Source organism: Streptomyces sp. NPDC055013, assembly GCF_053608645.1.
The window spans coordinates 26987-39193 of record NZ_JBSGVW010000033.1; the positions used below are offsets into that span (position 1 = coordinate 26987).

Consider the following 12207-nt stretch of genomic DNA (forward strand, 5'->3'; position numbering starts at 1 on the left):
GTCGGGAGGACGACCGGGCATGCGAGGGTGATGCCGTCCTTGGGGGACGTCGGTACAGCGGTTGGCGCTGAGATTGATCATGGGCAGCGCAGGACTCCGGCCGCGTGATGGCCGGAGTCCCTTGCGTGCACGGGTATCGGCGGTCCAGCCGCAGCAGTCCCAGCCGGGGCGGCAGCCGCAGGCGTCTGTCGCGGTGCCGGTGGAGGGCACCGCCGCGGCGGCGGGGGCGCAGCACCCCTTGCCCTGCCGGGCGTCGCGGCCATCCTTGACGGCGATGGCGGCAGTGACTCGGGGTGGGTGGCGGCGGGTGACGGCGAGGGGGCCGCCGGCCACGGCGCCGGCGGAATGAGGTTCGCGACCGGCCTTGCGCTGGGCGGCGGACAGGAACGGCATCACCGCGAGCGAGGGGGCGGCGATGACGATGCCGGGGACGGAACGTTCGGCCTCGCCGGTACCGGCCGGCGCGCGGACGGCGTCGATGGTGACGAACATGGGCATACGGTGCGTCGGCCTGCAGCCGCGTCCGGCGGACAGGTGGAGCCGACGGCACCGGACCCTCGGCTAGTCCAGCTCGGAGACCTTGAACACGGTGGCCGCGTTCTCGCGATCGATTCGTTCGGACAGGAGTCGCAGGGCGGTGGCCCCGCACAACAGGGTGCCGCGGGTCAGTGACGTGTGTGCGTCCGCATGCAGGCGGTGCCAGAGGTCCGGGTTGTCGACCAGGACGCGCGGGTCGACCTCGACGCGCTCGCCGAATGCGTCGCGCAGCACCAGGCGCTGGGACACACCGTCCAGGCAGCGCACCGACACGAGCAGGTCGGTGCGGACGCGCCGAGGGCGCAGCAGACGCCGGGAGGCCAGCCAGCCCTCGCCGGCCGAGACACGCGCCGGGCAGAGCACCACGAAGAGCAGGACCGCCAGCGCGACCCACAGGGCGGCGCGTGCGGAGGTGAGGGTGTCGGCGCCCCAGTCGATCACGTACAGCAGACCCAGGAGCACGGCCGCACAGCGGACCGAGTCGAGCAGATCACGTGCCCAACGGCGGTCGTACGCCGTTTCGGCGATGGCCTGGGCCGGTTCCCCGATCAGATCGCTGTCACGTGCAGCGTTGTGGTGTGCCATACGGCGACCGTAGGGATCGCGCGAGCCGCGGCGGCGCACCTTGATGGGACCCTGACGAGCGCCCGGCGGTTCTTGACGCGACCACAGCGACACGGCGCGGCTGTTGCGCGTCCGCGCGCGTCAATATGCCGTCAAGGACGGTCGCCTGAGCGCGAAGAACGCGCAAGGAACGGTCGGGTACGTCGGGATCCGGACACAACCTTGGTCAGTCACGGGCACCCCTCGCACGTGACGGCTCGTCCGTACGAAGGAGCACGCATCCCATGTCCGTCCTGACCACCGTGCCGGGGGCGACCCCCGCCGACGAGGAACCGCCGGATACCGGCGAACGGCACCGGCTCACCGCCGTCACAGGTCTGGCCGCCCTGTCCCTCGACGCCATGGCGTCGGTGGCGTACGGTCCCGAGGCGATCGTGCTGGTGCTGGCCGCCGCAGGCGCCCATGGCCTCGGCTTCACGCTCCCGGTCACGCTCGCCATCGCCGGCCTGCTGGCGGTGCTGGTCGCCTCCTACCGACAGGTGATCGCGGCCTTCCCGGACGGCGGTGGATCCTACGCCGTGGCCAAGACGCATCTGGGCAAGCGGACCAGCCTGGTCGCGGCGGCCTCGCTGGTCCTGGACTACGTCCTCAACGTGGCCGTCGCCGTAACCGCCGGTGTGGCCGCCCTGACCTCCGCCTTCCCGGCCCTCTACGACGACCGGCTGTGGCTGTGCCTGGCCGTGCTCGCGCTGATCACGGCGGTCAACCTGCGGGGCATCGTGGAATCGGCCAAGGCGTTCATCGTGCCGACAGTGGTGTTCGTCGGCTCGATCTTCGTGCTCATCGCCGTCGGCCTGTTCCGTTCCGAGCCGGTCAGCACCGCGACGGCCGCCGGGCACGTCTCGGTCCTCTCCGACAACGCCACCACGGTCGGTGCCCTGCTCCTGCTCAAGGCCTTCGCCTCCGGGTGCTCCGCCCTCACCGGCGTCGAGGCCATCGCCAACGCCGTGCCCTCCTTCCGGGTTCCCCGCGTCAAGCGCGCCCAGCGTGCGGAAATCGCACTCGGTGCCCTCCTCGGCGTGATGCTGATCGGCCTGTCCGTGCTGATCTCCCGCTTCCACCTCCAGCCGGTCGAGGGCGTCACCGTCCTCGCCCAGCTCGCGGACGCCTCCCTCGGCCACAACTGGGCTTTCTACGTCATCCAGTTCGCGACGATGATCCTGCTCGCCCTGTCCGCGAACACTTCCTTCGGCGGCCTCCCGGTGCTGCTGAAACTGCTCGCCCGCGACAACTACCTGCCGCACGTCTTCGCACTGAAGGCCGACCGCCAGGTGCACCGGCACGGTGTGCTGGCGCTGGCCGCCGTCTCCACCGCGCTGATCGTCTTCTCCGGCGGCGACACCAACACCCTCGTGCCGCTCTTCGCCATCGGCGTCTTCGTCGGCTTCACCATCGCGCAGGTCGGCATGGTCCGGCACTGGCGTATCGAGCGCGGGCCCGGGTGGCGTGGCAAGGCGGCGCTCAACGGCTTCGGGGGACTGCTGACCGGTGTCTCGGCCGTCGTCGTCACCGCCACCAAGTTCGGGGAGGGCGCCTGGCTGATCGTGATCGCTCTGCCCCTGCTGGTCCTGGCCTTCGAGACCGTGCACCGCGCCTACACCCGCATCGGCGAGCGCCTGGGCCTCGGCCGCATCCCCGAGCATCCGCACCGCGACCGCTCGGTCGTGCTCGTGCCCGTCTCCTCGCTCTCCCGGCTCACCTGCGAGGCCCTCACCGCGGCCGCCTCGCTGGGCGACGAGGTCCGCGCGGTCACCGTCTGCCATCCCGACCCCGAGGACCGGGCCGCGCTGTACGCCCTGGAGCTCTCCTGGGCCGAGTGGGACCCCGGTGTCCCTCTGGTCCGGCTCACCAGCGAGCGGCGCTCCCTGGGCCGCCCCATCGCCGCGTACGTCCGCGAGGTCATGGCCTCGGAGCCGGCCACCCGGGTCACCGTGCTGATCCCGGAGACCGAACCGGAGCGGCTGTGGCAGCGGCTGCTGCAGAACCAGCGGGGCGCCGTGGTCGCGCACGCCGTACGCAAGGAGACGGACGCGGTGATCTGCCGATTGCGGTTCCGCTTGTTCTGACCCCGGCGCGTCTGCGACCTGCGGTGATCGTCTCGCCGTAAGAGTTCCGTCAAAGGCGCGCAGTGGGCCGTAAGGGAGCCGTCAACGGCGCTCGATTCCGGCCACGAAGGCTGTTTCCTCGAACCGTCCCTGTCCAACGAACCTCACTCCAGGAGTTCACGATGGCCGATCTGGCCTTCGTCGTCACCACGATCGCGTGCTTCGCACTGGTGGCTCTCGTCGCCAAGGGGGTGACCAAGCTGTGACTGCCGAGAACATCGTCGGCCTCGTCGTGGCCGTCGCCCTGCTGGGCTATCTCGTCCTCGCCCTGATCTTCCCGGAGAGGTTCTGAGACTAGACATGGGTCCCGTACTCGCAGGCGTGCTCCAGCTGCTGGCTCTGATCGCAGCCCTGGCGCTCGTCTACAAGCCGCTTGGCAACTACATGGCCAAGGTCTACTCCTCCGACAAGCACTGGCGTGTCGAGAAGTGGATCTACAAGGGCATCGGTGCCAACCCCGACACCGAGATGCGCTGGACCGCGTACCTGCGCGGCGTCCTCGCCTTCTCCGCCGTCGGCGTCCTGTTCCTCTTCCTGCTCCAGCGGATACAGGGCGTGCTGCCCGGTTCGCTGGGCTTCGCCTCGATCGACCCGGACCAGGCGTTCAACACCGCCGTGTCCTTCGTGACCAACACCAACTGGCAGTCGTACTACGGCGAGCAGGCCATGGGGCACGTCGTGCAGACCGCCGGTCTGGCCGTGCAGAACTTCGTCTCCGCGGCCGTCGGCATCGCCGTCGCCGTGGCCCTGGTGCGCGGGTTCTCGCGCTCGCGCACCGGTGAGCTGGGCAACTTCTGGGCGGACCTGGTCCGCGGCACCGTCCGCATCCTGGTACCGATCGCGACGATCGGTGCGATCGTCCTGGTCGCGTGCGGTGCCCTCCAGAACTTCTCCGGCATCCACGAGGTCGGCCAGTTCATGGGCGGCCAGCAGCAGTGGAACGGCGGCGCGGTCGCCTCGCAGGAGGCCATCAAGGAGCTGGGCACCAACGGTGGCGGTTACTTCAACGCCAACAGCGCCCACCCGTTCGAGAACCCCACCCCGTTCTCCAACCTCTTCGAGATCTTCCTGATCCTCGTCATCCCGTTCGCGCTGACCCGCACCTTCGGCGTCATGGTCGGCTCGGTCAAGCAGGGCTACGCGATCCTCGCCACGATGGGCACCATCTGGCTCGGTTTCACGGCCCTGATGATGTGGACCGAGTTCGCCCACCACGGCCCGGCGTTCGACCTCGCGGGCGGGGCGTACGAGGGCAAGGAGCTGCGCTTCGGCGTCGGCGGCTCGTCGATCTTCGCTGTGGCGACCACCCTCACCTCGACCGGCGCGGTGGACTCCTTCCACTCGTCCTTCACCGGCCTCGGCGGCGGCATCACCATGCTCGGCATGATGCTGGGCGAGATCGCGCCCGGTGGTACCGGCTCCGGCCTCTACGGCATGCTGATCATGGCGATCATCGCGGTGTTCATCGCCGGTCTGATGGTCGGCCGCACGCCCGAGTACCTGGGCAAGAAGATCGGCTCCCGCGAGATCAAGCTGTCCGCCTGCTACATCCTGATCACGCCGGCGCTGGTCCTGGTGTTCACCGCCTTCGCGATGGCGCTGCCGACCCCGGCGAACTCCATGACCAACAGCGGGGCGCACGGGTTCTCCGAGATCCTTTACGCCTACACGTCCGCCTCCAACAACAACGGCTCGGCCTTCGCCGGTCTGAACGCGGACACGCAGTGGTTCAACAGCACGCTCGGCCTGTGCATGCTGTTCGGCCGCTTCCTGCCCATGGTGTTCGTGCTGGCGCTGGCCGGCTCGCTCGCCGAGCAGAAGCCGGTACCGGCCACCGCGGGCACGCTGCGCACCGACAAGCCCCTGTACGCGGGCCTGCTCGTCGGCACGATCATCATCATCACCGGTCTCACGTACTTCCCGGCCCTTGCGCTGGGACCGCTGGCCGAGGGGCTGGCGTGATGACCACTCGCATAGAGAAGCAAGAGGACTCGATGTCCACAGCCACTCCGACCCGGGCGCCGCACAGCGACGTACCCACCGGGCACAAGTCCCCCGAGGGCCGTGTCGGCGCGGGCCTCTTCGACCCGAAGCAGCTGGTCAAGTCACTGCCGGAGGCGTTCCGCAAGCTCGACCCGCGGGTGATGGTCAAGTCGCCCGTGATGTTCGTGGTGTGGATCGGCTCCATCCTGACCACCGTCTTCTCCTTCAAGGACCCGGGCGACTGGTTCGGCTGGACGATCAGCGCCTGGCTGTGGCTGACGGTGATCTTCGCCAACCTCGCGGAGGCCGTCGCCGAGGGCCGCGGCAAGGCCCAGGCCGACACGCTGCGCAAGGCCAAGACGGACACCGTGGCGCGCCGGCTCAACGGTTCTGTCGAAGAGCGCGTGCCGGGCACCGAGCTGAAGATCGGTGACCTGGTCGTCTGCGAGGCCGGCGACATCATCCCGGGTGACGGTGACGTCATCGAGGGCGTCGCGTCCGTCGACGAGTCGGCGATCACCGGTGAGTCGGCCCCGGTCATCCGTGAGTCCGGCGGCGACCGTTCCGCGGTCACCGGCGGCACGAAGGTCCTCTCCGACCGCATCGTCATCAAGATCACGACGAAGCCGGGCGAGACCTTCATCGACCGGATGATCAACCTGGTCGAGGGCGCGGCCCGGCAGAAGACGCCGAACGAGATCGCGCTGAACATCCTGCTCGCCTCGCTGACGATCGTCTTCCTGCTGGCCTGCGCCACCCTGCCGCCGCTGGCGGACTACGCGGGCACGGACCTGACGCTGGTCGTGCTGGTCGCCCTGCTGGTCTGTCTGATCCCGACCACGATCGGCGCCCTGCTCTCCGCGATCGGCATCGCGGGCATGGACCGCCTTGTGCAGCGCAACGTACTGGCGATGTCGGGCCGCGCGGTCGAGGCCGCCGGTGACGTCTCCACGCTGCTGCTCGACAAGACCGGCACCATCACGCTCGGCAACCGTCAGGCCGCCGAGTTCGTGCCGGTCACCGGGACGACCGACGCCGAGGTCGCCGACGCGGCCCAGCTGTCGTCGCTGGCCGACGAGACGCCCGAGGGCCGCTCCATCGTCGTACTGGCGAAGGAGAAGTACGGCTTGCGCGAGCGTCACCAGGGCGAGTTGTCCGGTGCCGAGTGGATCGCGTTCACCGCGCAGACCCGCATGTCCGGCGTGGACGTCGACGGCCGCAAGATCCGCAAGGGCGCCGCCGGTTCGGTCATCGCCTGGGTGCGCGAGCAGGGCGGGACGATCGCCGACGACGCGGACACGATCGCCAACCGCATCTCCGAGGCCGGCGGCACGCCGCTGCTGGTCGCCGTGGAGGATGCCGACGGCGCTCGGATCCTCGGCGTCATCCACCTCAAGGACGTCGTCAAGGACGGCATGCGCGAGCGGTTCGAGGAACTGCGCCGCATGGGCATCAAGACCGTCATGATCACGGGTGACAACCCGCTGACCGCCAAGGCGATCGCCGACGAGGCGGGCGTCGACGACTTCCTCGCGGAGGCGACTCCCGAGGACAAGATGGCGCTCATCAAGCGGGAACAGGCGGGCGGCAAGCTGGTCGCGATGACCGGTGACGGTACGAACGACGCGCCCGCGCTGGCCCAGGCCGACGTCGGCGTGGCGATGAACACCGGTACGTCGGCCGCCAAGGAGGCCGGCAACATGGTCGACCTCGACTCGAACCCGACCAAGCTCATCGAGATCGTCGAGATCGGCAAGCAACTGCTGATCACCCGGGGCGCGTTGACCACGTTCTCCATCGCCAACGACGTCGCGAAGTACTTCGCGATCATCCCGGCGCTGTTCGCGGCCGTCTACCCGGGCCTGGACAAGCTCAACGTCATGGGCCTGTCCTCGCCGGACTCCGCGATCCTGTCCGCGGTCATCTTCAACGCGCTGATCATCATCGCGCTGGTGCCGCTGTCCCTGAAGGGCGTGCAGTACCGGCCGGTCAGCGCCGACAGGATGCTGCGCCGGAACCTGACCATTTACGGTCTCGGCGGCCTGATCGCGCCCTTCATCGGCATCAAGATCATCGACATGCTCATCTCCCTCATCCCCGGGATCGGCTGACCGCCATGAACAACTCCGTATCGAACACCGCCAGGTTGCTCGGGGCGGGCCTGCGTGCCCTCCTCGTGCTGACCCTGGTGACGGGTGTCATCTATCCGCTGGTCGTCACCGGTGTGGCCCAGGCGCTGTTCAACAACAAGGCGAACGGCTCCGAGATCAAGGCGGACGGCAAGGTCGTCGGGTCCTCCCTGATCGGCCAGGCGTACAACCTGCCGCTGAAGGAGGGCCAGGAGACCCCGGATCCCGATCTGAAGTGGTTCCAGGGCCGCCCGCAGAACGGTCTCGGCGCCAACAGCGTCAACACCCAGTACAGCCTCATCCTGTCCGGCGCGACCAACCGGTCCGGCGACAACGAAGAGCTCATCCAGTGGGTGAAGGACGCCAAGGCCGCCGTCGTCAAGGACAACTCGACCGCCGACTACAAGGTCAAGCCGTCGGAGGTCCCCGCCGACGCGGTGACGTCCTCTGGTTCCGGCCTGGACCCGAACATCTCCCCGGCCTACGCCGACCTCCAGGTCAACCGGGTCGCCGAGAAGAACGGGCTGTCGGCCGACCAGGTGCAGAAGCTGGTCGACGACAACACGGAGGGCCGCACGCTCGGCTTCATGGGAGAGCCCCGCGTGAACGTCCTCGAACTCAACATCGCGCTCAAGGAACTCGTGGCCAAGGGCTGATGGCGTTACGCGACCCGAGCGGGAGTCGGTGGCCTGGGAAACTTCCCGGTTCCGCCGGCTCCCGCCGCCATGAAGCCGGTCGCAGCGCTGCCGGCGATCACGGCCGACCGTCAGACAGGAAAGGCGTGCACCCATGACCAGGGTGTTGGTGGTGGAGGACGACCCGCAGCTGGTGCGGGCGCTGGTGATCAACATGCAGGCACGCCGGTTCGGAGTGGACCCGGCGCCCGACGGGGCCACGGCCCTGCGACTGGCGGCCGCCCGCCAGCCCGACGTGGTCCTGCTGGACCTGGGGCTGCCCGACATGGACGGCGTCGACGTCATCAAGGCCCTGCGCGGCTGGACCCGGGTGCCCATCCTCGTGCTGTCGGCCCGGCAGGCCTCCGGGGAGAAGGTCGCAGCGCTGGACGCGGGCGCGGACGACTACGTCACCAAGCCCTTCAGCATGGACGAGCTGATGGCCCGGCTGCGGGCCGCCGTCCGCCGCACCGAGGAGAGCCCGCTCGGCCCCGAGACGACGTTCGTGGAGACGGACGAGTTCACCATCGACCTGCTCGCCAAGAAGGTCGCGCGCGCCGGTCATGACGTCCGGCTCACGCCGACGGAGTGGCACCTGCTGGAGATCCTGGTCACCAACCCCGGCCGTCTCATCACACAGAAGCATCTGCTCCAGGAGGTCTGGGGGGTCTCCCAGAGCAGCAAGACCAACTACCTGCGGGTCTACATGGCGCAATTGCGGCGCAAGCTGGAGAGGGACCCCTCGCACCCCCGCTTCCTCATCACCGAACCCGGCATGGGTTACCGCTTCGAAGGGTGAACATGGCACGCGGCAAGCTTCGGATCTACCTCGGCGCGGCACCGGGCGTCGGCAAGACGTACGCGATGCTGTCCGAGGCGCACCGGCGGGTGGAGCGCGGTACCGACTGCGTGGTCGCGTTCGTGGAGCACCACGACCGGCCGCGCACCGAGGTGATGCTGCACGGCCTGGAACAGATCCGGCGAAAGGACCTCCAGTACCGGGACACCTCCTTCACGGAGATGGACATCGACGCCGTCCTCGCCCGCAGGCCCAAGGTGGCGCTGGTGGACGAGCTCGCCCACACCAACATCCCCGGCTCCCGCAACGCCAAGCGCTGGCAGGACGTGGAGGAGCTGCTCGCGGCCGGGATCGACGTCATATCGACGGTCAACATCCAGCATCTGGAGTCGCTGGGCGACGTCGTCGAGTCGATCACCGGTGTGCGGCAGCAGGAGACCGTCCCCGACGAGGTCGTACGCCGGGCGGACCAGGTGGAACTGGTTGACATGTCGCCCCAGGCGCTGCGCCGGCGGATGGCACACGGCAACATCTACAAGCCGGACAAGGTCGACGCGGCCCTGTCCAACTACTTCCGTCCCGGCAACCTGACCGCCCTGCGCGAACTGGCCTTGCTCTGGGTGGCGGACCGGGTCGACGAATACCTCAACGCCTACCGCAGCGAACACGAGGTCTCGACGATCTGGGGTTCGCGGGAGCGGATCGTCGTCGGGCTCACCGGTGGCCCCGAGGGGCGGACGCTGATCCGACGGGCCGCCCGGCTGGCGGAGAAGGGCGCCGGCGGTGAGGTGCTGGCCGTCTACATCGCCCGCAGCGACGGGCTGACGTCCTCGTCGCCGAAGGAACTCGCCGTACAACGAGGGCTGGTGGAGGACCTCGGCGGCACGTTCCACCACGTCGTGGGCGACGACGTCCCCGTCGCCCTGCTGGACTTCGCGCGCGGTGTGAACGCCACCCAGATCGTGCTGGGGGTCTCCCGGCGCAAGGGCTGGCAGTACGTCTTCGGACCCGGCGTCGGTGCCACGGTCGCCCGCGAGTCGGGCCCTGACCTCGACGTCCACCTGATCACACACGACGAGGCGGGCAAGGGACGCGGGCTGCCGCTGCCCCGCGGCGCGCGGCTCGGCCGGTCGCGGATCATCTGGGGCTGGCTCGTCGGCGTGCTCGGCCCGGCCGTCCTCACGGTGCTGCTGACGCACGTCGCCCCCGAAGTCGGCCTCGCCAACGACATGTTGCTGTATCTGTCCCTGACGGTGGCGTCGGCGCTGCTCGGCGGCCTGCTGCCGGCGCTGGCGTCCGCGGTGGTCGGTTCGCTGCTGCTCAACTGGTTCTTCACCCCGCCCGTCCACACGCTGACCATCGCCGACCCGAAGAACATCGTCGCCATCGCGATCTTCGTCGGCGTCGCGGTGGCGGTGGCCTCGGTGGTGGACCTGGCGGCCCGGCGCACCCACCAGGCGAACCGCCTGCGCGCCGAGTCGGAGATCCTCTCCTTCCTCGCCGGGAACGTGCTGCGCGGTGAGACCAGCCTGGAGGCGCTGCTGGAGCGGGTCCGCGAGACGTTCGGCATGGAGTCGGTGGCGCTGCTGGAACGGGAGAGCGACGTCGACCCCTGGACCTGCGCGGGCAGTGTGGGTCCCCGGCCCTGCCAGGACCCCGACGACGCGGACGTGGATGTGCCGGTCGGCGACCACCTGGCGCTCGCGCTGACCGGCCGGGTGCTGCCCGCCGAGGACCGCCGGGTGCTCGCCGCCTTCGCCGCGCAGTCCGCCGTGGTCCTCGACCGCCGGCGCCTGCGGCACGAAGCCGACAAGGCCAAGGAACTGGCCGAGGGCAACCGGATCCGTACGGCGCTGCTGGCCGCCGTCAGCCACGACCTGCGAACGCCGCTCGCCGGCATCAAGGCGTCGGTCTCCTCACTGCGGTCCGACGACGTGGCCTGGTCCGAGGAGGACGAGGCCGAACTGCTCCAGGCGATCGAGGAGGGCGCCGACCGCCTCGACCTCCTCGTCGGCAACCTGCTGGACATGTCGCGCCTGCAGACCGGCACGGTCGTTGCGCTGATCCGGGAGATCGACCTCGACGAGGTGGTGCCGATGGCGCTCGGCGGGGTGCCGGAGGGCAGCGTGGGGCTCGACATTCCGGAGACGCTGCCCATGGTCGGTGTCGACAAGGGCCTGCTGGAGCGCGTCGTCGCCAACGTCGTCGAGAACGCCGTCAAGTACAGCCCGCAGGACGAGCCCGTGCTGGTTTCCGCGAGCGCCATCCGCGACCGGGTCGAGGTACGCGTGGTCGACCGTGGTCGGGGCGTCCCGGACGAGGCCAAGGAACGCATCTTCGAGCCCTTCCAGCGCTACGGCGACGCCCCGCGCGGCGCCGGCGTGGGGCTCGGCCTCGCGGTCGCCCGCGGTTTCGCCGAGGCGATGGGCGGCACGATCACGGCCGAGGACACGCCAGGGGGCGGGCTGACCATGGTGCTGAGCCTGCGGATCGCGCAGGGGCGAAAGCCGGACGGCCCGGAGCTCCCGGCAGCGGTGGTGTCGTAGCGGCGCCACGACACTCCGCACGGCGCCGGCCCGGGTCACGCCCCTTCCCGCGGCACCGTCTCCCCGGCCAGATGCCCGGTGTGCAACCGCAGCCGCCATGCGTTGCGCCGGTGCACGGCCGCGAGCTCCGACTCCAGCGGGGAGGGCGGTACCGCGAGGACCGGGCAGGCGGCGTGGGCCAGGCAGTAGCGGCTCACGGAGCGGTGACAGGCGCGATGCAAGTGGCTGCGGCGGCCCGCGCCGACGACCAGGACGTCGTCCTCGCGGTCGGCGATCTCCACCAGGGCCAGCCCAGGGCTGCCCTGGGCGACCAGGGCGTACATCCACACGCCGGGGCCGGCCTCGCCGAACACGTCCTTCAGGACGCCGACGAGCCGCTCACGCGCCAGGCGCTGCCACTCGTCGGTCAGCAGGCTCGACGCGGGACCCCGCCGCGCGGCGAGGTCCCCGCCCGGCGGCTGCCAGGCGAGCACCGGCCACAGCTCGGCGCCGCGCCGGCGCGCCTCGTCGGCGGCCCGGGACAGGGCGGTGAGGCTGCCCAGGGAGCCGCTCACGCCCACCACGACCCGTGGTGTCGCGGGGCCGTCGCTACCAGACATGACTCCACCGTTCCTCTTTGCACGTGCCGCGGGCTGCTCCCGCGGGAAGCCCACGACGGGCCCCTTCCATCACACGCCTGCCGCACCCCCACAGCCAGCCCCGACGGCACTTCTTGGCACACCTCTGACGGCCTCCTCCCAGGCCTCGCGGGCCGGGTGTCAGCATCCCGTCAGAGTCCGGCCGATCGCCGTCAGCATCCCGTCATGAGCC

The 12207-nt window shown here is 69.9% G+C and carries 9 protein-coding genes and 1 pseudogene; 7 read left to right on the forward strand and 3 right to left on the reverse strand.

Translation table 11 applies throughout. From position 1 onward, the window contains the following. Positions 1–153 precede the first annotated feature (153 nt). Positions 154–489 (reverse strand): annotated as a pseudogene (locus tag ACWGDB_RS31950) (cation transporter); the annotation flags it as partial. A 72-nt stretch (positions 490–561) separates the two neighbouring features. After that, on the reverse strand, positions 562–1122 hold the full coding sequence (locus ACWGDB_RS31955) for a hypothetical protein (RefSeq protein ID WP_453825623.1): 561 nt from the start codon (positions 1120–1122) through the stop codon (positions 562–564). Positions 1123–1385: 263 nt separating this feature from the next. On the opposite strand from ACWGDB_RS31955, the gene ACWGDB_RS31960 reads away from it, so the two are divergent. From ACWGDB_RS31960 to ACWGDB_RS31990, 7 genes are all read left to right on the forward strand, one after another. Further along, on the forward strand, positions 1386–3227 hold the full coding sequence (locus ACWGDB_RS31960; protein WP_453825624.1) for an APC family permease: 1842 nt from the start codon (positions 1386–1388) through the stop codon (positions 3225–3227). A gap of 241 nt (positions 3228–3468) precedes the next feature. After that, positions 3469–3558 (forward strand): K(+)-transporting ATPase subunit F, encoded by a 90-nt coding sequence (gene kdpF / locus ACWGDB_RS31965; protein ID WP_016434100.1) that lies wholly within the window; start codon positions 3469–3471, stop codon positions 3556–3558. 8 nt (positions 3559–3566) lie between these two features. Beyond that, a complete protein-coding gene (kdpA, locus tag ACWGDB_RS31970; RefSeq protein WP_453825625.1) occupies positions 3567–5228 on the forward strand; it encodes a potassium-transporting ATPase subunit KdpA in 1662 nt (553 codons plus the stop codon). After that, positions 5228–7360, forward strand: coding sequence for a potassium-transporting ATPase subunit KdpB (kdpB, locus tag ACWGDB_RS31975; protein WP_453825626.1), 2133 nt, complete (start codon positions 5228–5230; stop codon positions 7358–7360). Before kdpA ends, kdpB begins: the two co-directional genes overlap by 1 nt. A gap of 5 nt (positions 7361–7365) precedes the next feature. Further along, positions 7366–8034 carry a potassium-transporting ATPase subunit C gene (locus tag ACWGDB_RS31980; protein WP_453825627.1) on the forward strand — a complete coding sequence of 223 codons (669 nt, stop codon included), beginning with the start codon at positions 7366–7368 and terminating at the stop codon, positions 8032–8034. Between the two features lie 133 nt (positions 8035–8167). Further along, on the forward strand, positions 8168–8851 hold the full coding sequence (locus ACWGDB_RS31985; protein ID WP_453825628.1) for a response regulator: 684 nt from the start codon (positions 8168–8170) through the stop codon (positions 8849–8851). Positions 8852–8853: 2 nt separating this feature from the next. After that, positions 8854–11397 carry a DUF4118 domain-containing protein gene (locus ACWGDB_RS31990; RefSeq protein WP_453825629.1) on the forward strand — a complete coding sequence of 848 codons (2544 nt, stop codon included), beginning with the start codon at positions 8854–8856 and terminating at the stop codon, positions 11395–11397. A gap of 35 nt (positions 11398–11432) precedes the next feature. Here the strand turns inward: ACWGDB_RS31990 and ACWGDB_RS31995 are convergent, their stop codons facing one another. Continuing rightward, complete coding sequence (locus ACWGDB_RS31995) at positions 11433–11996, reverse strand: universal stress protein (protein ID WP_453825630.1); 564 nt, start codon at positions 11994–11996, stop codon at positions 11433–11435. Positions 11997–12207: the final 211 nt, after the last annotated feature.